Here is a 22,543-nt window from a genome sequence, read left to right on the forward strand (position 1 = left end):
AAACGAAATATCATCGTCAAAATGCCTAAAGAAGGCAAAAAAGAAGCCATTAAGTTATTGAAACAAATATTTGATGCCTCGTCGCAGAAGGAAGCGCGACAACTTAAAGATCAGTTTCTCGATGACTATGGTGATCAACCATCATTCCAGAAGGCTTGTGAGGTTTTAGATGAAGGATTTGAAGATGCAATTCAATATCTAGGCGATGCCATCCCTGAAAACTTTAAAACACATGTTAGAAGTACAAACTCATTAGAACGCTTAAACCAAGAAGTTCGAAGACGAGAAAAAATCATTCGTATTTTTCCGAATACACAATCAGCCTTCCGTCTGGTTGGGGCAACATTAATGGCGTATGAAGAAATCATCAAACATAATCCTAAAAAATTTAGGATCTGGGAAAACAAATGAAATGACGCGATGAGGTGGGGATGGCTCGTCCCTCGCCATCCCCACCTCATCGCGATAACACATAAATAATCAATGACAAGAGTTGAATTTCATTGCCATGTATTTTACACATAATTATGGACTTGACTGAGTTTTGAGTGCTTTCCATCGAGTTGTGAGGCTTTTCTATCGCGAATTTGAGTTTATCATCGAGTAGCTTTGAGTTTCCATCGAGTCTGGGTCGTTTTCCATCGAGTTGATGCAACTTTCCATCGAGTTGACCTCATTTTCCATCGAGTTCAAAGTGAAACCCGGTGAGCGCGAAAGGCTCACCGGGTTTTATTACATTTTTTCAGGTGCGTGAACACCGATTAAGTTAAGGGCATCTTCAATGACAACACGCGTTGCTTGCATGAGGGCAATCCGTGCTTGGGTTAATTCCATATTGTCTGTATCGATTACTTTTTCCGCATTGTAAAAGCTGTGTAGATCAGATGCTAAGTCAAAGACATATTGTGGAATGCGGTGTGGCATTTTTCTTGTTGCTGCCTCAGAAATTACTTGCGGATAGTCACCTAATCGCTTGAGTAAGTCAACTTCTTTCTCAGCTGTTAACAGCGATAGATCAGGTGTCGCATCAATATCCACGTCTTTTTCTTCAGCCTGACGTAACATACTACAAATACGGGCGTGAGCGTATTGGACATAATAGACTGGGTTATCATTCGACTCTGAACGTGCCAAATCCATGTCAAAATCGAGATGAGCATCGTTAGAACGCATGATGAAGAAATAACGGGTCGCATCAACGCCTACTTCATCAATCAATTCTTTCATCATCACGGCTTTCCCTGTCCGCTTACTCATCTTCACTTTTTCTCCGTTTTCGAATAAATTCACCATTTGCGTGATTTTAATATCGAGTAAATCTTCGTAACCTAGTGCTTGAATCGCCGCTTTCATCCGAGTTACGTAACCGTGGTGGTCAGCACCCCAAATATTGATCACCTGATCAAAGCCACGGCTGATTTTATCCTGGTGGTAAGCAATATCTGGTGTAAGATACGTGTAATTACCGTCGTTCTTAACTAATACACGATCTTTGTCATCGCCAAAGTCAGTTGAACGGAACCAGACGGCACCTTCTGATTCATAGACGTAACCACGCTCACGAAGAGCATCGACGGCGCCTGTCACACGATTTTCATCATATAATGACCGTTCCGAGAACCAAGTATCAAACGGAACACGAAATGCTTCTAGGTCTTGTTTGATTTGTTCAAGTAAATGATTAAGCCCGTGTTCACGGAAAGCTGCTAGACGTTCAGATTCTTGCATCTCTAAAAATTGACGTCCATACTCTTCTGCTAACTGATTCGCTAAATCAATTATATCTTGACCACGGTAACTATTCTCAGGCATTTCCTTATCTTCACCAAAAGCTTGAGCATAGCGAACATCGATCGATAAGGCTAATTGATCAATCTGATTACCCGCATCGTTAATATAGTACTCGCGTTCAACTTCATAACCAGCTTTCGTCATAACATTAGCTAAAGTATCACCGTAAGCAGCACCACGTGCATGACCTAAGTGAAGCGTGCCAGTTGGATTCGCTGATACAAACTCAATCTGCACCTGTTCGCCGCCACCATCATTCGTCTCTCCGTAATGCTTGCCTTGTTCAAAGATGGTCGAAACCACATCTGTTAAATAAGACGTATCCATAAAGAAATTAATAAATCCAGGGCCAGCAATCTCAATCGACTTAATGGACGCTTCTTCTTGATTTACTTGTTTTACGATCTCTTCGGCAATAGCACGTGGTGGTTTCTTTGCGATTCGTGCTAGTTGCATCGCCATATTCGTCGCATAATCACCGTGATTTTTGTCCTTAGGTGTTTCTAAAATAACTTCTGGCAGCTCGTCTTGATTAGCTAAATTAGCAGCTAATACGGCTTGTTCGATCGCTTGTTTTAACTGTTGTTCAACCTGTTCTACTACGTTCAACTCAAGCATCCTCCTCTGCGAAACTCAATTCGAGTACGTGTTCACGTGGCTCATCATCGTTTAAAGCAACATGATAATTCAAATAAATTTTCCCGGATCGATTTTCTGATCCTTTTATATATTCCATTCGGTTCGTCGTCGTTTCCATTCGAAAATGGCCGTATGGATGACGGTACACCGTTTCTGTACTTGATCCGATTCGAAACACTTGATGCATTTTAATAGCACCTTCGCGTTTTAATGTAATTTTATCATCAGTAATAATCATCGACGTTTTAACTGTTCCAGCGCCATCCATATCCTCATTATATTTAAGTAAATGGACACCACCGCGCTGAACGTATGATCCTTTTTCTTCACGTTGGATCCATTCATCGACTCCATTCGGGTCTTTAATTTCTGTATCGACCGTAATATCTACGGTTAAAGCTTGATTTGTCACGCTATTTCAACCTTCTTTCACTTACAATCATAACACTTCCAAGCATATATTATAACGAATTTTATCACAAAAGAGAAGTAAAGATTCATCACACGTTTAACCACGCTTTTAAACGCCCATACTAAACGTTGAAGGGGTGTGGTGTGATGGTTAAATGGATCAAACGTTTAATGCTCTTTTTTATTATAAGTGGTTCTTTTGCTATTGGTTGTATTAGCACGGTTCTGATATGGCTTTGGCTTCAAGGGGCACCGGCTATTCAATTAGATGAAAATACCGTCATTTATAGTGATGATGAGGCTATTTTAGCTGAGCAACATGGACTTAAAAGCCGTTATGCCGTTGATTTAGAAGCTATTTCACCCCATGTAACAGAAGCCGTAATCGCTGCAGAAGACCAGCAATTCTATAATCACCTAGGATTTAATCCTAAACGTATTGCAGGGGCTGCTTATCAAAATATATTATCAGGTGATCGAAGCCAAGGGGCGAGCACCATTACCCAACAATTAGCACGAAATTTATTTCTAACTCATGATAAAACATGGCACCGAAAAATTGAGGAGTTATTAATTGCGATTCGCTTAGAAATGTTTTGGGACAAAGACGAAATTTTAACGAGTTACTTAAATACGATTTATTTCGGTCATGGTCAGTATGGGATTGAAGCGGCCAGTCAATATTATTTTGATAAATCAGCAAGTGATTTATCCGTGACTGAAGGGGCGTTATTAGCAGCCATTCCGAAAGGCCCATCGCTTTATTCTCCTATTGATCATAAAGAACGGGCAATGGAACGACAAGAGTGGATTTTAAGGCAAATGAAAGATAGTGAGTTTATTGATGACAATCAATTAGCCCAGGCATTAGATGAGCCTGTTCGATTAACACGACCTGTAACGAATGAGTCTGAGCAAGGGCGATATGCAGTGGATTATGCGATTCAACAAGCGGCATCTACGTTAGATATCACACCAGAGCAACTCACAACATCGGGTTATAAAGTTTATACGACGGTACAAGAACGGGCTCAAACTCAATTAGAAGAAACGACTGAACAGCAATTACCAGATGAAGAGAATTATCAGATTGGTGCGATGACACTCGATCATGAAACAGGCGCTATTGTCGCCATGCAAGGCGGGCGTGATTTCGACCAATCGACTTATAACCGATCAATACAAGCTGAGAGAATGACGGGGTCAACGTTTAAAGCATTTCTATATTACGCTTCTTTAGTTTATGGCTTCACGCCCTCAACGACTCTCGAAAGTACTGAAACAAGTTTTGCTTTAAATAATGATGAAGATTATCAACCATCAAATGTGAGTGATGTTTATGCTGACAGACCCGTTACATTATCCCAAGCTCTAGCCGTTTCGGATAATATCTATGCCGTCAAAACGAATCAATTTATTGAGCCGGATAATTTAGCAGAAGCAGCTTCATTATTTGGTATTGAATCAGATGCAGATCCTGGTCTGGCAATGGCGTTAGGGACTGAATCGGCATCCGTTTATGAGATGGCGCGCGCTTATAGTTTATTAGCTAATCAAGGGAAAAAGGTTGAACCTTATATTATTGAGAAAATTGAAGATCCTAACGGTGAAGTCGTTTATGAACACGAAGCGCCTGAAGAAGAAACGGTGTTAGATGAACGTTACGCTTTTGTATTAACCCATTTGTTAACGGGCATGTTTGATAATCGCTTAAGTGGTTACTTATCTGTAACTGGGTCACCGATTAGCCATCAACTTAATCAAGCTTATGCTGGGAAATCAGGTACGACAGACGTTGACGCATGGATGATCGGGTACAGCCCTCACTATACGACTGCGATCTGGACAGGCTATGACGATAATCAACCACTTGAAACACGTTCGGAAACACAAGCGGCGAAACAGATTTGGGGCCAATACATGAACCAACTCCATGCGGAATTGCCCGCTGATCCATTTTCAGTGCCAAACGGTGTTGTCGGTGTTGAGGTCGACCCCGTGACAGGAAAACTGGCAACTGATGCGTGTGCAGAACGCTCTAGATTGACCTATTATATCGAAGGAACCGAACCCACCACCTATTGCGAAGCGCATTAAGTTTTGAAATAACTTGCTGAAGTTATGAGATAATTTGGGCGATTAATTAAATAAATGAGGTGAGTTTTGAAATAAATTAAAGAATTTATTTCAAAACTTGAGCTTATATATAAAAAATAGGTTAGCCGGAAAATCCGACTAACCTATTTTTTGTCCTAATAAACATGTCTTTGCCCATGTTTAATTCTATTTTACAAGGAAATGACGTTTTGCACAATCATGAGATTGATTGTTCATAAATCATTCAAAATTAAGCAAGCACTTCTTTCAATTCATCTGAAGCTAATTCCCAATATTGTTCATTGAAATCTTTAAGGAAATCACGCAACAATGCTTTTGAATGATCATCCATGTGTTCTAAAATGATTCGACCTTTAAGCGATTTATCCATTCGATTGACGTGTTCTGCTAAGATTTTATATCCACGGCGTGCTTCGCGGTCTACTTCTAAAAAGCAAGCCGCTACCCCATGATAATACGGTCCTACTTCACTTTGTTCAACAGTTACCCATACGATCCAATAAGGTTTGCCATTCGGGACTTCTTCCTTATCCGCCACAAATTTAATCCGTTTTTCGACTTCACTACGGGCATGCATCGCACCCATATCGACGAATACACGGTCTTCGTTCGGGTCAACAATGACAGGTGACATGTTTTCTAAACTGAATGCACCGCCACCGCCACTATAGCCTGGGTGACCATCTATCGGATCGTCTTTCATAATCGTAAATTGATTCGTTTTCTTCTGATTATTCTGTTCATCAGTCATGCGTTGCACCTCCTCACATGTTTCACTTCCATTTTGCCACATTCACACTTTTATTAAAAGGAAGGGCTATGCGAATAGGTTCCCAATCCAACTAAACAAGCTGCCAAACCAGCTCCAAAATCCGCCGTCGTCCTGATCGACATCAAAATTCGAATCTAAATAATCGAGCACTTCATCTGTATAAGGAAGTTCCTTTACGGAGTCTCGGTTAAAGAAGTGCCATAACTCATCAGCGGCTTCCTGGTCAATTTGATTTGTTAGCATCTCACGTTCATCTTCGTCATCTGTAAAAACAGCGTCAAATGTGTATGATAAATAAGGCATTTCAATTTTGTCATATTCATCTTGCACTGGATACCATTCATTCCCCACCGCGATGCGATATTGCTCCACTCTATCTGCTTCACCGTCTGCTTGTACGAACAGCGGGACAAAAAAAGTCGTTATCAGCGCGACTATTAAAGTGATTTTTACTTTATTCATCACTAATCCCCTTCACTTATTAATCTTCTTATATCATATAGCAAAATCGTTCCATATGAAAAGTGTTTTAATTTACACTTTATGAATGTCCGTTGTTGATATTGTGATTCGCTTTCGGTGGACGCTTTCCGTGGGGCACGGCTCGAGCCTCCTCGGCCTAAAAGCGTGGCCTGTGGGGTCTCGAGACACGTGCTGTTCCCACTGGAGCCGCCACCTTCGCTTCTCACAATTCAACAACTCAATGCTAAATCATTCAAATACTAACAAAACCTAATTTAATTACAAGACCAAACAGACACCTTAAAACCATAGAAAAAGCTCCCACATTCTTGTGAGAGCTAATCAGTTAAACGACGATTTTAGTGACAGCATAAGCCACGATCGCCCAACCAACTAAAAAGGCTAAGCCTCCAATAGGCGTAATCATGCCGAATACTTTCAGGCCTGATAGCGAATAAATATACAAGCTACCAGAAAAGATTAAAATACCGACAATGAAAAACCACCCAGCGGTTTGGAACATGGCAACATCTGCCCTCAATGCTAAAATCGCCGCGACAAAGATTGCCGTGGTATGGAACATCTGATACTGCACAGCTTTTTCCCATGTGTCCATCATTTTCGCACTCAAACGACTTTCAAGACCATGCGCCCCAAATGCCCCTAAGGCAACGGTAATAAAACCACTAATGGCGCCGATTATTAATAATAATTTCATCTGTTAACGCTCCTTTAGAAATCAAAAATTGATTCACCGTTCGCATCACTTTCATGCCATGTCGGTTTCGACGACTTAGACGGTTGTTCAATTCCCATCATTTTAGCTTCTAATGGCGAAATATCAGATGTTTCGCTAGATGATTGTTTTATCTCGGATTGAACAAAAGACTTGGTCTGTTCCTCCTTCGCCTCATCAGCTAGCACCACATCTGCTAACGACCGAATTGCATACATTTTAGCACGTAAATCAGCTTCATTAGAAGAAGCATCAACAGATTGTAATTCAATTTTCATTTTTTCAATTATTTGTTGATAAGACACTGACATTATGATCACCACAAACTATTATAGCATAATCTCTAAATGCCTAATAGAGACGTGATCATAATAATTAATAACACAATCGGAGCAATAAAACGAATAATCGCTAACCAAATGACCTGCAAAATCGGTGTTTCAATTTCACTAAATTGAACAGCCTTCTCGCGCGTTAAATACCAACCGACAAAAACGGCCATTAATAAGCCTCCAAGTGGCAAGATAACGTTCGCCGTAATATTGTCCATCATATCGAGAATATTGTTGCCATTTACTTGAATATGACTCCAAATGCCAAATCCAAGCGAAGCCGTAATACCTAAAACGAAAATAATCGAACCAGCAATGAATGTCGCTGCTTTTCGAGTGAAACCAAGTGTTCGGTGAATGTAAGCAACAGGTAATTCGAGTAATGACAAGGCAGATGAAAGAGCCGCCATCGTCAATAACACAAAGAAGACTATCCCAATGACACCACCTGCTGGCATGCTTTCGAAAATGCTCGGTAAGATAATAAACACTAATGGTGGACCTGATTGTGGTTCAACACCAAAGCTAAATACAGCCGTGAACACCATAATACCTGCAATCACAGCAAACAATGTATCTAATAAGCCGACACCAACTGTGGCAGCTGGTAATTTATCTTTATCTTTCAAGTAACTGCTATACGTCAACATGCCACAAATCCCGATACTTAATGAGAAAAAGGCTTGCCCTAATGCCATTAAATAAACATTGGGATCACCAAACTTAGACCAATCGGGTGAAAATAGAAAAGCTAATCCTTCACTTGCGCCATCTAGCGTCAGCCCATATCCAGCCATAAAAATCATGAGTAATGCTAAAGCAGGCATTAACACATTATTAGCTTTCTCAATACCTGAACCAATACCACGCATCACAATAACAATCGTCACAATTAAAAATAATGCTTGCCAGAATAGCGGAGCGATCGGATTTGAAATCCAAGCATCAAAAGCTGCACCAAAACCGCCATCCGGTTCAGTCCAAAAACTACCTGTAATATATTGATATAAATAAAATAAAGACCAACCTGATACAACACTATAGAAACTTAAAATTAGAATGCCGCCAATAACACCCATAATGCCCGTTAAATGCCATTTAGTATTAGGGGCTAATTTTTTAAATGAACCGACGGCGTCCATTTTACCAGCTTTTCCAATGCTGAATTCTGTTAGTAATAATGGAATCCCGATTAACAGTACAAAAGCAAGATATATAAGTAAAAACGTTGCACCGCCACTTTCGCCTGCAACATAAGAAAAGCGCCAAATATTACCTAACCCTACTGCTGATCCCATAGCTGCAAGCATGAAACCAAATCGTGATTTCCATTGATCATGGCCAATGCCACTTTGCTGACTCATCATGTTCACTCCTAATCCATCATTATATTTAGTTTATCATTCAGACAAAGAAATATGATTGTTCATTCTACCACCCCACCCCTTTTATGTGTCAATACTTTAAACCAATAAAATTATGCATTATAAAAATACACTGCTTAATTGCCACAGGCGCAGTGTATCAGGGAGTTGTTTTATGACTAACTAATATTACTTTTTTTCTGTTGTTCACACATCCAATAGATTAAGTGCTTTTCTTTATCTTTTAAATGTCTACCTAATTCTGACTCGAATTGACTCACCCAACGCTCGTATTGTTTATTAATCAATCCCCACAACCCCCTATATAACATTCTCGTTATACTATGAAGAATACAAATCACATTATACTACAGTTATATTCACTGGTAAACAGTTTTTTGAAAATTAGCAATGTTATGTTCATATAGTAAACTTTATGATATCATCCAAATTGACAGGCAATTACTAATATTAACTTTATGTTTTTGCATGTTGTTGCATAATCATGAATGTGTCATAATGTAAATCGACTAAGGAGGTAAACTTCGATGAGTAAAAACACTATTAACATAGAATATCATTTAAAGTTTATTATCTTGTCGTTGATTGGGATTTTCTTATTCATGACACCCATTCAATACAAGGGACAAACGAATATACCAGTTGCTGTTTTAGCTGAAGAACTTCAAGTTTTCTTAGGACATGGTGCAACCTTACTTGTCTTATTATTAATTTCTATTTCAGCTATTGGATCATTAATTATATCAATCACTAAGAAAAATCAAATTCCTGAAGATACATTATTAGGCCGTTTATTTAACGTTGGTCCTGTTTGGCTCACCATTCGCTTAATCGGAATGGTTATCGCGTTCATAACCTATTTCGAATTAGGTTGGGGAGAGATTTATAATGGAGAAAACGGTGGCATGCTTTTAAGCGATGATGGCTTGCTCAGTTTCTTATTAACTGTGTTTCTATTTGCAGGATTATTATTACCATTACTCTTAAACTTCGGACTAATGGAGTTAATTGGTTCATTATTCACGAAAATTATGCGCCCGTTATTTAAATTGCCGGGACGATCAACTGTCGATAATTTAACGTCTTGGTTCGGTGATGGCACAGTTGGTGTCCTATTAACCAACCAACAATATGAACAAGGCTATTACACAAAACGTGAAGCAGCTGTGATTGGAACGACTTTCTCTGTTGTCTCGATTACATTTACGATCTCAATCATTCAACAAGTCGATTTAATGAATATGTTCTTACCTTTATACGGAACAATCTTTGTAGCTGGTTTAGTGGCAGCTCTGATCATGCCACGCATTCCACCATTATCACGAATTCCAGATGATTTATATCAGGAACAATCTAAACAACTCGATGAATCTATTCCTAAAGGCTATAACGTCTTTTCGTGGGGCTATAAACAAGCAGTTGAACGTGCAAAGCAGTCACCTGGAATTAAGGGTTACATGAAGATTGCTACTAAAAATGTGCTCGACATGTGGATTGGTGTATTACCGATTGTTATGGCTGTCGGGACCATTGGGTTAGTCGTTGCGAATGCGACGCCTTTATTCACTTGGCTTGGTGCACCTTTTGTTCCGCTACTAGAACTCATGCAAATCCCTGAAGCTAAAGCCGCTTCAGAAACGATTTTAATTGGTTTTACGGACATGTTTTTACCAGCGTTATTAATTGAGTCCGTCGCCAGTGACATGACACGCTTTGTTATTGCTGCATTGAGTGTTGTGCAGTTGATTTATTTATCAGAAGTCGGGGGCGTTTTACTCGCTTCAAATGTTCCTATTAATTTCAAACGACTGATCATCATTTTCCTATTACGTACTGTGATTACACTACCAGTCATCGTAGCCATGGCTCATATTATTTTTTAAATACAAGAAGCCGAGCGATTCTAATTGAATCGCCCGGCTTCTTGTATTTCAAACATTATTTTACAATAGAAAATCTTCCGATGCATATTTAAAACATTCAGCAGCACGTTTGTATTTATTCCGTTCAAATAACAAAGTCCCATACAAATAATAATAATGTTTTAATTCAACGGCTTCTCCATTTTTCTCAAAAAAAGGAATAACATCATGCTCTAAATACACCATTAATTCTTCTTCTCGTCCATCCAGACGATAATTTAACACGCGAAATTTCATATCATATTGTGGATGCTCATATCGATAAGCCACTAACAATCCGTTTTGGATATGTTCTTTAGCTTTCTGATGATCACCTTCAAGCATCGCAATGTACGCAAGCCAATACCTCGAATTAAGAAAATCCATTTCAATTGTATCGAATCTTAGTGCCGTATTAAACGACGCTTTCGCTTGCTCGTACTCTTGTTTGCGAAAATGAATATATCCGATATGATGGTAGATATTAGCCCGCGTCTTATCTAACAAATGCTCCCCGTCTACTTCTAATAACTGATTGAAATATGTTTCAGCTGAATAGAAGTCTCCAACTAAACTGTAATTCAAGCCCAAAACAATTTGACAATCAATCATTCGAACATAAAACAGTTTTTCTTGGAATATCGCAAAAGCTAATTGTGCATATTTATTCGAAACAACGATATTACTCAACTGGCTATAAACTGCAGCCATCGCTAAATATAATTCAGCATCCGGCTGATCTTGTGTAAGTGAGTTAGCTTCCTCAAGCTGTTCAATAGCATGACTATACATACCTTTTCGCTGGTAATATAGCCCTGTAAATTTGTAATAACTAAAAGCGTCACATGCTAGATACAGCGATACTCTTTTTTGTACATAATCAAATTGATCAGTTGCATCTAGCAATCGATCTTTCAACAAATAATAGCCTAATAAAGCTAAATCATATAAACATTGCTCAGATATAGCCTCAATCTGATCAATGTCTCCGAAAATTGCAGGAGATTGTTTATCTACTTCTGTTATATGAAAAATATGTATTTCATAAAGCCACTGGGATATGGCTTTATGAACTGTAGAATCTGATTCTGCAATAAATGGTGATGAGCTCACACTTAATCGACGACAGATTGATTCGATTGTCTGTCGGTCGGGTTCAGCTTTTCCATTTTCTAATTTGCTTAAATATGCCACCGAACAAATCTTCTCGGCTAGCTGGTCCTGTGTTAGCCCTTGATTCGTTCGGTGGACTCTAAGCGCTTGTCCTAATACGCTCATCGCTTTCACCTAGCGGGGAATTGCCCACTCACCATTTTCAATAATCGGTTCTTTTTCTCCATTAGCTGTTACGCCATAAACCGTCAAATCAGCTGAGCCTACCATGAAATCCTCATGAATGATACTTGAATTAACACCAATTTCGTTTAACTCAGCATCACTCAATTTCTCACCATTTTGAACATTAGTTGGGTAAGCTGAGCCTAGTGCTAAATGGCATGAAGCATTTTCATCATAAAGTGTGTTGAAAAAGACTAGGTCTGATTGGGAAATCGGTGATGAATGTGGTACTAAGGCAACTTCACCTAAATATTTAGCTCCTTCATCTGATTCAAGAAGATGTTTAAAGGTTTCTTCACCAGTACCAGCTTTCATTTCAACCACTTGCCCATCTTTGAACGTTAATTCAAAATCATCAATTAAATTACCATTATAATTTAGCGGTTTCGTATTCTTCACGGTTCCATTAACGCCACGGTAATCTGGAGCTGTAAACACTTCTTCTGTTGGCATGTTTGGATTGAATGAAGCACCTGTTTCTGCCACAGCTCCACCACCTGCCCAGACGTGATTTTCTGGTAACTTGACGGTCAAATCAACATAGTCTGACTGATATTCTAAATGGTCATATTGCTTTTCATTTAAGAAATCACGAATCTCAAATAACGTTTCATTATGTTTCTTCCAAGCTGCAATCGGGTCTTCTTGATCCACGCGAACAATACTAAAAATTTGCTCCCATAAATCATTTACTGCTTGCTCGCCATTATCAGTGTTAAACACTTTCTTCGCCCATTTTTCAGTTGGGACTGACACAATGGACCACTGGATTTTATCGTTAATGATATACTTCTTATAATCTTTCATCGCTTCACTGCGGGCTTTATTAGCCTTAGCAACGCGTTCAGCATCAATGCCTTCTAGTAAATCTGGATTAGGCGCTAAGATATTCAATACAGCACCGCCATCTTGTGCATGGCCTAATACGCGTTCGATTTGCCATTTAGGGACATTTTCTAAAACGCTAAGTGGTTCATTCTCATAACGTTTACGTGTCAAAACTTCATCTGCCCAATTGACTTGCACATCCTCAGCACCAGCTGCATAAGCTTCGTCAACCACATGGTGCACATATTCACGCGCTTCAAGCGGTGCGTTAATTAAAAGCGCCTGCCCTTCTTGAATATTAACACCCATTTGAACTGCTAATTTTGCATACTTCGATAATTGTTCCGACGTTGGAAAAGCCATTACTCCCACTCCTTCTTCAATGTTCGACAAATCTATTATTTCATATTTTCAAACAATTAAAAAGTTATCTGCCAAAATTTCCACCCTTATAAAGGCGCATAGGGCTTCGCTTCTTCAACCCAATGACGCACACGGTGATAACTCTCTTCAAAAAATGTTTCACTTAACGCTTCACGGTAAATCGTTTCAAACTCCTGTTGTTTCTCTTGTAATTTAGTTAACTGTGTTTTCGCTTCAGCCATTTCCTCTTGATACATCTGTTTGTATTTAATTAATTTTTCACGGTGCAAGGCATCAGGATGACCGTCTATAAACCGTTCATAGACATCAAATATCAAATCTCCTTGGCGAGCGGGTTTATGTTGATGCGGGGGTGTTGCATCAAAAATCGCAAAGTTAAGTTCTCTAACAATCACCATATCCAAACTCCCCGGGTCAAATCCACAATGATACACTTCAACATCAAAGCCGCGGTCATGAGCTTCATGTGCGATCTTTCTTAACATCGTTGATTTTCCTGTTCCTGACCGGCCTTTAATGAAATAACGATTCTTTATATCTTCGGTTAAATCCAAGACATAATCTACAGGCCCATCTGGTGTCGCAGCTCCTAAATACCGATGCTTCACTGAAGCGACACGGTCTTGTTGTTTATCTTTTAATAATGCATCCAATAATTCATTCGTATGTTCATTGGCCCGTCGAATATTCAAGTAGTCACTATAAACTGATTCAACTTTTTCATGATTATCAAGCGCCCGTTCAAAATGCTGTATCGCTGTATAATGAATATCGTGAATCGTTTTTTTCAAATCCAACAATTGCTGATGGTGTTGATTCAATCGATTAAATTCATACCCATCGCCGAAATAGATGAGATGCTCTTTTAATCCCGGAAGTGACAAACGCTTTTGTTGCATCTTCGTCCGGTCAAAAATACCGATCCGGTAATCTGGTAAAATCACCGCTTCAAAACATGTCGGCATCAGATGACTGCGAACAGTCTCGACAGCCGTCAAACTTGAATAATCATTCGCCAGTCGCTCAAGTAATGGACTTATAATCGTTGTAAAACCACCATCTAAATAAATAACATGATCTAACTGCTCAACTGCATTGTCATAAAACTGCACATAACCTTTAGCCGTTGTTCCTCCCATGAAATAATCGAATTGTGCCATGACACCCCTCCTTCACTACTATCAACACTATATGTGAAAAAGGCTTGGCACAGAACTTATTATGATTTCATCACACTCATCATTTCATCTGTATCAGAATCATCGGGATCCTTTTTGTCACTTGCGAACCAACCTGTTACCGCAATCCCCACTAATACTGCATAGAAGATAATCTTCCAAAGTGTTGAATGAGCAAAGTCATACGGTATGATGGCTAAGTCTTCATGTGCTAAGGTGATAACAAGTAATTTCACACCCACCCAACCAACAATCATAAAGGCTGCTGTCTCTAAACCTGGGCGTCGTTTAATTAACTTCACGAAATATGTGGCGGCAAACCTCATAATAATGACGCCGATCAGTCCACCAAATAAAATCACGAGAAATTGACCACCATCCATCCCACCAATTTCCGGAATAGGCGTTGGTGGTAATGCCATAGCAATTGCAACAGCCGCTAATATAGAATCAACAGCAAAGGCAATATCCGCAAATTCCACTTTGACGACTGTCATCCAGAAGCCTGCGCCGTCTGTTTTTTTAGCTTTTTGCTCTTTGTCTTCTTGACTATCACGCCTTAAAATAAATTTCTTCACTAAATGATTACCAGCTATAAAAAATAGATACAAAGCCCCTAGACCCTGAATAAACCAAAAATCAACTAGTAATGAAATAATAAATAAAGAACCGACCCGGAAGATGAAAGCACCTAGTAACCCATAAAACAACGCTTTTTTCCGTTGTTTTTCAGGTAAATGTTTAACCATGATCGCCAAAACCATGGCATTATCAGCTGCTAACACCCCTTCTAATACGACCAATATAACTAATACCCAACTATATTCTAATATTAATGACCATTCCATATTTGTCGCTCCTTAGTAGTCTTAGGATCACAACGATTAGCTTTTCCAGAATGGTCATTTTCAATTCTTAAATACACGAAAACAGGCGATACCTATTATGGCATCGCCTGCATCGTCCACAGATTCACTCTGTTATTCGGTATATTCTGCGATTTCTTCTTCAAGCTTATCTAAAATCGCACCATCTACTGTTGATACTTCGTTGCGGTAAAATTCACGAACTTCCATTGCTGCATCACGGAAAGTTTCGACTTCCTCATCAGTTAACTCAACAATTTCTGTTGGGTTATCTTCGTCTTCTTCAATAATCTGTAGGTATTCTTCATTTTGACGTTGCTGTTCTTCGAAGACCCAGTCTTGCATTTCTGTTACTGTTTCCTCAACAATCGTTTGTACTTCTTCATCTAAGCCATTAAACCACTCAGTATTAACCGTTGTCATCGCCACATAATTATTGTGGTTAGACAATGTTAGATAATCTTGAACTTCGTGGAATGATGCGTCACCAATGAAGAAAATTGGATTCTCTTGACCTTCAACTGTACCACGGTCAAGCGCTGTGTAAAGTTCCCCCCAGCTCATTTCTTGAGGATCCGCACCATATTTATCATAAGATTCCATGATTAATGGTGATGTTTGAACACGCATTTGGAAGTTTTCAAAATCCTCTGGTGATCTTAATGGATGATCATTTGACGTCCACTGCATGGCACCCTCTGTCCAATATGACAATGGTGTAATGCTATGCTCTTCATACTGTTCACGTAAATCTGTATTTAAGGCTTCACTATTATTTAAAATTTCCTGTGTTGTAGCTTGGTCTGTTGGGAACAAGAACTGTAAAGCAAATAATTGTCCTTCATCTACCATATTACCTGTAAAACCTGGTGACATAACAGCCATTTCAACTGTTCCTTGCATCAATTGGTCAACTTGGTCTGTTTCACTACCTAGTCCACCGAATTCATACGGCTCAACTGTAATCGCACCATCTGTCTTTTCAGAAATACGTTTACCAAACTCTTCTGCATACACATACTGAACTTGACCTTCAACTTCTTCTGTTACAAAGCGCCACGTATCTTCTTCAAATTCAGTGTCGCCACCTTCACTACTATCACTACTTTCTTCACTATCAGATGATTCTTCTGTATCATCTGAACCTTCCCCTTCACTACTCGTGTCGTCACCACCGCCACAAGCAGCTAGTAAACCTAATGTTAAAAAGATCATTAAAGCTAAGATAAAACTTTTCTTGTTAAAAATGATCATTACCCCCTAAATTGTAATTATATAGTGTTTTAAAGATCCTCTTACTCTGGTACAAGTGCAAGAGAAATCTGTGGAAACAAGATTAATAAAACTGATATAGCAATCATCATCAGTATATATGGCGGCGTTCCTTTAATAACTTCCATATACGGTTTATTAAACACGGCACTCGCTGTAAATATATCGACGCCAAATGGTGGTGTCGCTGATCCTAATGCCGCCTGGAATGTAATAATAATACCTAAGTGAACCAAGTCAATATCCGCCGCTTCTGCCGCAGGTAAAAAGATTGGTGTTAAAACTAAAATCACCACAATTGGGTCAACAAACATACAACCTACGAAGAAGAAAATACTGACGATTATTAAAACATATATAGCTGATGGATCAGATCCTAATACTGCATCTGTTAACATTTGTGGAATATTTTCCAAGTTAATTAAAAAAGTAAAAACTTGCCCACCAGCAACTAGTATGAACACAACTGAAGTCACAAGCCCAGTTGATAATGCAATACTAGGGATTCGTTTAATATGAATAGAACGATAAATAATCACTTCTAATAATAAAGCATATAATACCGATACCCCTGCCGCTTCAGTGGCAGTAAAGTAACCTGAGTAAATACCACCAATCACTAGGATTGGAAAACCTAAAGGTAAAAGAGCTTTACGGAATGTATGAAAGCGTTCCTTCCAATCAGCCTTAGGTGCTAAAGGTATATCTTTGACTTTGGCAAAAATAATACTGTATGTAGCAAAAGCTAAAAAAACCAAGATACCCGGTAAAATACCAGCAAGAAATAGATCTCCAATCGATTCTTTTGATGCTAAACCATAAATAATTAGGCCAATACTTGGTGGCACGAGTAATGCCACGTCACTAGCATTAATAATTAAGGCCATAGCGCTCGAGTCTTTATAGCCGGCCTTTAACATACGTTCGCGCATCGGACGGCCAATTGCAACAACTGTCGCCTGTGTCGAACCAGAAATGGAACCAAACATCGTACAGGCTGCAGCTGTCGTAACCGCATACCCTCCCCGGATATGACGAACGAATGAACCAACAAAATCTAGTAATCTCTCAGATGTTCTCCCTGATGTCATAATATCGGCCGCAAAAATAAACAACGGCACACATAAGAGCTCATAAGTCTCAATTCCAGTAATTAATTGAGGCACCATCATCGATGTATCCAAAAGTGGTGAATAGAAGATCGCCACAATGAAAGGTGCAATAATTAACGGAATCATCATTGGAAAATTAAGCATCAAGAGAACAAACATTATTCCAAGTAGCGCTGTTAACATAGCTTGTTCCTCACTTCATTATTTATAGTTGTGTGCTTTCATCTACGTTACGCTGTTCAGGATCCGCATCATTATAATCTTTTGCGTCAGTTCCGATATAGACTTCCTTATTGATTAAATTCACAATTAAATTACGTAAGAACTGAATTGCTCCAGTCAAGAAGCCCAGTGGGATAAATAAATACAACCACCACTGTGGAACTTGCAAAGAAGTAGTTGTTCTACCAGACTCAACCACTGTTAGCATGTACTCATATGATACGTACGACAAGTAAAACAGTACCCCTGACGTGACAGCTGGAATAAAAATTGCCATTGCCTTTCGAACTTTCCATGGCACTGTATCGTAAATGGCTGACATACTAATATGTCGACCTTTACGAGCAGCATAGCTAATCCCCATAAACGTAGCGATGACAACCGCGAATAAAGATACTTCTGCATGGAACCATATGCTTGGGCCAAAGAATTCCCGACTGATCACATTGCCGCCGATCATGACAGCAATAACAATAATGGCAGCACTTAAGATAAATTCTTCTAGTTTTAAAAAAGCATAATCTATTGCACGAAGACCTTTACCAATTGCTTTAAACACTGGATTTTGCCAAAACGATTGCTCTTTCACGTTGTTCCTCCTCGTTTGGTAGGCATTAAGGTAAACAGCATTCAACCTAAAATTTTCATCGTTAAACAACTTATTGAAAAATCTAGTTACATTTTGTAATTAAAAAGTCATACTAAAATAGTATCGAAGAAAAATGGTTTACTACAAACGCTGAATTTTCAGAAATAGATGAATAATTTATGGTGAATTCTTATTCTACATGGCTTATCCTTTACATTCTTTTTAATAATGTCTATTTCGTTTAATTAATCCTTATAACTAAAAATTTGCTGTTTGACTTCTAGATTTTAGGTGAATAAGAGGGAATCTGTAGGTTATTCTGCGGGGTTTGAATTGTGCTAATATTCTAACATATATTCATATAAAGAACAAGCTATTACTTTCTAAACACAAAAACCGCTCTTTGCAGCAAAGCCTACAAAGAGCGGTTTTTTAATTAACATCTGGTTTCGCTAAACTTATGACTAAGTCGCCAGGTTCACCAATTAATGTTTGCTTCTCTGGTGAATAGAAATCTAACATACCTGATTGTCTTAACATGACAAGTAATACATCTTCCGCATCACAATCATCTAAGAAATCATTATAAGAGTATTCTTTCGTAATTAGTTTCTTCTTAAAAATGAACCCTCGATTAATCTTCTCGTTTAATGTCGTCCACGTAATATCATCACTGAATAATACCGTACCACTAATATGGTGACTCACATCATTCAATGTATCACCAGCATCTGATTGAAGTGGTAATTGATAAAGTTTTTCCTTACCGTACTCAGGCTTAAATGTTGAGCTAACGAGCGTATTATAAGAATCGTATTCTGTGACACTTAACATGAAATCATAAGGTGTCATATCAAGTTGGTATTCCATTTGTTCTGACAGAATTTCTTCATGTTCATGTGGCACGCCCGCTTGCTTCGCGTGGGTCAATCTACTGCTCGAAGCATCCGTAACGATCACAGGAATATCTAAATTCTGCAATGTTTTAGCAAAACTTGTTGAGAATTTATTCGATCCCACAAAGATAACGCCTGGTTTATCATCCATGGAAAGCCCTAACTTGCGTGATAGCCATCCAATCGAAAAACCATGTGCAACAACGGTGAAAAATACCAGACCGAACGTTAGAGAGGTCAATATACTAGCATCCTCATAACCTGCATCCAACAGAATGCTTGCGAAATAAGCTGACACGGTTAACGCCACAATACCTCGAGGTGCAATCCAACCAACGAGCAGTTTTTCACGAAATTCTAAATTCGTTCCAATCGTTGAAAGGAAAATGGTTGCCGGACGAATCACAAACAACATCATGGCTATAAATAATAAAATATTCGGATCAAAAATCGATAATAACGTCTCACGGTCGAGCGATGCTGTTAACATAATGAAAATCGCTGAAATGAGTAAAACAGATATATTTTCTTTAAAATGACGCATATCATTAATCGAAGCAATATGCATATTGGCAATCACAATACCCATGACTGTAACGGCTAACAATCCAGTCTCATGCATAATCATATCGGGAATCACAAAGGCCATAATAACAGTCACAAGAACCACTGGTGATTTCAAAAACTCCGGTACTGCTCCTCGTTCAAATGACCAACCAATCATATAACCGAATAAGCCGCCGATAATCGCTGCAACTAATGAAGCAAGCAGGAACATTAAGACAGCACTAAATTCAACTGATTCCGTTGTTAAAAACTGAATAAATTCGAACGAGAATACAGCAATTAAAGCACCAAATGGATCAACAATAATACCTTCCCATTTTAAGACGGCTGCAGCACGCGGCTTTAATTTTGCTTGGCGTAATAAAGGTAAGATGACAGTAGGACCTGTCACGATAAGAATGCCACCAATTACGAACGACACCGCCCAGGACAATCCTGCGATATAATGCGCTGCTAGGGAACCTAATATCCAGGCTAGCATTGCCCCTATTGTTACAATGCGAAATACGGGTTTTCGCATGCCACGAATTTCTCGGTAATCAAGATTAAGGCTTCCTTCAAATAAGATGATCCCGACGGCAATCGAAATTAATGGTCGAAACAATTCCCCCAAGTCCTCTTGAGGATTCATAATTCCTAATACGGGCCCAGCAATCAGTCCGACAATTGACATGACTACAATGGCAGGCATACGCGTGCGCCAAGCTAACCATTGTGAGAAAACACCGAAGCCACCGATTAACATGAGCACCATTAAGATATGTTCCATTCTGATTCCCCCTAACGCCTGTTATATTAAACAAGAAGGATGATGTACTTGTCATGACACATCCTTTAGTATTTTTGGCACAAGATACCCTGCCATTATAAATATGTGTTATGCCACCGTCAATCGAAAACTTCTACCTATTGCCATGACAGTGTTCAGGCGTTGGTTTCACTTAATAAAAGTAGTCTTATCATACCCATATTAAGACGGAGAATCAATTAAAAAATATTAGGACCCAATGACCAAATGATGATTAACCAAAGTCAGGACTATTATCTTAAAAATCCATTAAATTAATAATTCATCGACAATTTACAAAGCATTCGATCATAAAATATGCTATATTAAAATTAGACGTATTGATCATCCAAGCAATCGATGAAGGAGCATGTATAATGATTGGTTCAAGAGTTAAAAAATACCGCAAAGAAGCTGGAATGACCCTGTCTCAACTCGCGGAAGAGGCTGGAGTCGCTAAATCTTATATTAGTGCAATTGAACGAGACTTACAGCACAATCCTTCCATTCAGTTTCTTGAAAAAGTAGCGGCTGTATTAAACATCGACATCGACCAACTCATTAAAGATGAATCACTTGATGGTGATTGGGAAGAATTAGTAAAAGAAGCCATGGATTCCGGTGTTTCAAAAGATGAATTCCGTGAATTTATCGAGTTTAATAAATGGAAGAACAACAACCAAAATGAATAATCAACTCCATATAAATAAACACCCGTTTATAACTTATTAACTCGTTATAAACGGGTGTTTTTCGCTTGCACAATAAGTCGTTTTTCTCCGTCAGTTGTGCACGTGATTAAGGTGATAATAGATTGGTCACCTTTATCTTGAAGAATATCAATGTCTTCAGGCGTCACAACAGTGATCTGAAACACTTCATATTCAACCATCTTGTCTCTCGTTTCAATCGTAATTTCATCGCCACGTTCTACTTGATCTAGCCTTGAAAATAGTCTTCCTTCCGTTCGTGAACGATGAGCTGCTATTCCAATATTTCCAGGCTCTCCAAACCTATTCCCTTGTCGGATTAATCCCGCTCCAATATCTAACGATTGGGTAGAAATATCATCTAATAATGGCAGGGTTAACCCTAACTCTTCAATATGAATCAAGCCATAAACGTCTTCATCCCGAAAAGTTTGATTCATAGGCGTACTTGCCGTTTGTGCTTCCACTTTTAAATGGTCATTCATAGCCTGAAAACTTTCGACTAAACCCTGCTCTTCTTGCATATGCTCTGCTTGTTGTAAATCAGGCCACGCCATCACCATAAGTCCAATCACGATCAAACCAACAGCAACTAACCTGACCATCAATCACTCACCCACATCTGTTTCAAACGTTTATGCCACAACAATAAGCATATACCCGATGAGACCAATAAGGTTCCGATGACATAATATAGATATGGAATTGTTTCACCCGTTTGCGGAAGTAATCCACCAGGTAATGAACCACCTGTGAACGGTAAGAGGCGATCTTCATCACTTGCGACAGACTCAGCATTCTCTTCTATTTGAGCTGAAAATGATAACTGAACGCCAACATTTAGCCCTTGATACGAATTATCAGATTCCATGGGAAATTCTACGTGAAACAGAAGCTCTTCCTCATCTTCAACATCTAATGTAACCATTTCCGACTCTATAAAATTGGCTAACGAACCTTGATAAATTACTTTTTGCTGATCGTTTTTCACCGTTAAATCCAACTGTTCATATATATAATTAGACCCATGTAAGTATTTGGCATCCCCAGTTACCACCAATGGTGCTTCATGGTGATTTTCAACACGAACAGTTTCGGTCATATAATCACCAGGCTTTAATTGATCCACCTCAAATATGACATCGTCTGGACTAACACTGAACAGATCATCATCAGCTTGTGACACGATTGGTTGAATACTCAACATTAACAATATGATAAAGGTGACGAATAACGAACGCATGACG

The 22,543-nt window shown here is 38.9% G+C and carries 21 protein-coding genes; 4 read left to right on the top strand and 17 right to left on the bottom strand.

Annotation, left to right across the window (positions count from 1 at the left end):
- The coding region (locus J2S77_RS00005; RefSeq protein ID WP_306973452.1) for a transposase at positions 1-411 on the top strand (411 nt) is incomplete at its 5' end.
- A gap of 321 nt (positions 412-732) precedes the next feature.
- Here J2S77_RS00005 and argS read toward each other — a convergent pair.
- On the bottom strand, positions 733-2,400 hold the full coding sequence (gene argS, locus J2S77_RS00010) for an arginine--tRNA ligase (protein WP_306973453.1): 1,668 nt from the start codon (positions 2,398-2,400) through the stop codon (positions 733-735).
- Between the two features lies 1 nt (position 2,401).
- Positions 2,402-2,842 (bottom strand): YwiB family protein, encoded by a 441-nt coding sequence (locus tag J2S77_RS00015; RefSeq protein ID WP_306973455.1) that lies wholly within the window; start codon positions 2,840-2,842, stop codon positions 2,402-2,404.
- Positions 2,843-2,988: 146 nt separating this feature from the next.
- Between J2S77_RS00015 and J2S77_RS00020 the strand changes: the two genes are divergently transcribed.
- Complete coding sequence (locus J2S77_RS00020) at positions 2,989-4,938, top strand: transglycosylase domain-containing protein (protein ID WP_306973456.1); 1,950 nt, start codon at positions 2,989-2,991, stop codon at positions 4,936-4,938.
- Between the two features lie 250 nt (positions 4,939-5,188).
- On the opposite strand, the gene J2S77_RS00025 is transcribed toward J2S77_RS00020, so the two are convergent.
- The 5 genes from J2S77_RS00025 to J2S77_RS00045 all read right to left on the bottom strand — a co-directional run bounded on the left by J2S77_RS00025 (position 5,189) and on the right by J2S77_RS00045 (position 8,625).
- Positions 5,189-5,710, bottom strand: a complete 522-nt coding sequence (locus J2S77_RS00025; protein ID WP_306973458.1) for a YwhD family protein — start codon at positions 5,708-5,710, stop codon at positions 5,189-5,191.
- A gap of 66 nt (positions 5,711-5,776) precedes the next feature.
- Positions 5,777-6,193, bottom strand: a complete 417-nt coding sequence (locus J2S77_RS00030) for a hypothetical protein (RefSeq protein ID WP_306973460.1) — start codon at positions 6,191-6,193, stop codon at positions 5,777-5,779.
- 346 nt (positions 6,194-6,539) lie between these two features.
- A complete protein-coding gene (locus J2S77_RS00035; protein ID WP_306973462.1) occupies positions 6,540-6,911 on the bottom strand; it encodes a DUF423 domain-containing protein in 372 nt (123 codons plus the stop codon).
- A gap of 14 nt (positions 6,912-6,925) precedes the next feature.
- Positions 6,926-7,240, bottom strand: a complete 315-nt coding sequence (locus J2S77_RS00040; RefSeq protein WP_306973463.1) for a YwdI family protein — start codon at positions 7,238-7,240, stop codon at positions 6,926-6,928.
- A gap of 32 nt (positions 7,241-7,272) precedes the next feature.
- Entirely contained in the window at positions 7,273-8,625 is a 1,353-nt protein-coding gene (locus J2S77_RS00045; protein WP_306973465.1) for a sodium-dependent transporter, read from the bottom strand.
- Positions 8,626-9,173: 548 nt separating this feature from the next.
- Here J2S77_RS00045 and J2S77_RS00050 point away from each other — a divergent pair.
- Positions 9,174-10,529: a YjiH family protein gene (locus J2S77_RS00050; protein ID WP_306973467.1), complete on the top strand. Its 1,356-nt coding sequence runs from the start codon at positions 9,174-9,176 to the stop codon at positions 10,527-10,529.
- Between the two features lie 60 nt (positions 10,530-10,589).
- On the opposite strand, the gene J2S77_RS00055 is transcribed toward J2S77_RS00050, so the two are convergent.
- The 8 genes from J2S77_RS00055 to J2S77_RS00090 form a co-directional block, all read right to left on the bottom strand.
- Positions 10,590-11,825, bottom strand: coding sequence for an XRE family transcriptional regulator (locus J2S77_RS00055; protein ID WP_306973469.1), 1,236 nt, complete (start codon positions 11,823-11,825; stop codon positions 10,590-10,592).
- Between the two features lie 9 nt (positions 11,826-11,834).
- A complete protein-coding gene (locus J2S77_RS00060; protein ID WP_306973472.1) occupies positions 11,835-13,076 on the bottom strand; it encodes an aminopeptidase in 1,242 nt (413 codons plus the stop codon).
- A gap of 86 nt (positions 13,077-13,162) precedes the next feature.
- Positions 13,163-14,257 (bottom strand): hypothetical protein, encoded by a 1,095-nt coding sequence (locus tag J2S77_RS00065; RefSeq protein WP_306973474.1) that lies wholly within the window; start codon positions 14,255-14,257, stop codon positions 13,163-13,165.
- Between the two features lie 59 nt (positions 14,258-14,316).
- On the bottom strand, positions 14,317-15,123 hold the full coding sequence (locus tag J2S77_RS00070; RefSeq protein WP_306973476.1) for a TerC family protein: 807 nt from the start codon (positions 15,121-15,123) through the stop codon (positions 14,317-14,319).
- Positions 15,124-15,255: 132 nt separating this feature from the next.
- Positions 15,256-16,395, bottom strand: a complete 1,140-nt coding sequence (locus J2S77_RS00075; RefSeq protein WP_306973478.1) for a DctP family TRAP transporter solute-binding subunit — start codon at positions 16,393-16,395, stop codon at positions 15,256-15,258.
- 41 nt (positions 16,396-16,436) lie between these two features.
- Positions 16,437-17,708, bottom strand: a complete 1,272-nt coding sequence (locus tag J2S77_RS00080; RefSeq protein ID WP_306973480.1) for a TRAP transporter large permease — start codon at positions 17,706-17,708, stop codon at positions 16,437-16,439.
- A 22-nt stretch (positions 17,709-17,730) separates the two neighbouring features.
- Positions 17,731-18,336 carry a TRAP transporter small permease gene (locus J2S77_RS00085; RefSeq protein ID WP_306973482.1) on the bottom strand — a complete coding sequence of 202 codons (606 nt, stop codon included), beginning with the start codon at positions 18,334-18,336 and terminating at the stop codon, positions 17,731-17,733.
- 432 nt (positions 18,337-18,768) lie between these two features.
- A complete protein-coding gene (locus tag J2S77_RS00090) occupies positions 18,769-20,568 on the bottom strand; it encodes a cation:proton antiporter (protein WP_306973484.1) in 1,800 nt (599 codons plus the stop codon).
- 395 nt (positions 20,569-20,963) lie between these two features.
- Here J2S77_RS00090 and J2S77_RS00095 point away from each other — a divergent pair, with 395 nt between their 5' ends.
- Complete coding sequence (locus J2S77_RS00095) at positions 20,964-21,278, top strand: helix-turn-helix domain-containing protein (protein ID WP_306973486.1); 315 nt, start codon at positions 20,964-20,966, stop codon at positions 21,276-21,278.
- Positions 21,279-21,322: 44 nt separating this feature from the next.
- Here J2S77_RS00095 and J2S77_RS00100 read toward each other — a convergent pair whose 3' ends face one another.
- Both J2S77_RS00100 and J2S77_RS00105 read right to left on the bottom strand, forming a co-directional pair.
- Positions 21,323-21,901 carry a class D sortase gene (locus J2S77_RS00100; protein WP_306973487.1) on the bottom strand — a complete coding sequence of 193 codons (579 nt, stop codon included), beginning with the start codon at positions 21,899-21,901 and terminating at the stop codon, positions 21,323-21,325.
- A complete protein-coding gene (locus J2S77_RS00105) occupies positions 21,901-22,539 on the bottom strand; it encodes an LPXTG cell wall anchor domain-containing protein (protein ID WP_306973489.1) in 639 nt (212 codons plus the stop codon). The genes J2S77_RS00100 and J2S77_RS00105 overlap by 1 nt, the downstream gene beginning before the upstream one ends.
- Positions 22,540-22,543 lie beyond the last annotated feature (4 nt).

The sequence above is a fragment of the Alkalibacillus salilacus genome, from assembly GCF_030812915.1.
GTDB lineage: Bacteria > Bacillota > Bacilli > Bacillales > Alkalibacillaceae > Alkalibacillus > Alkalibacillus salilacus.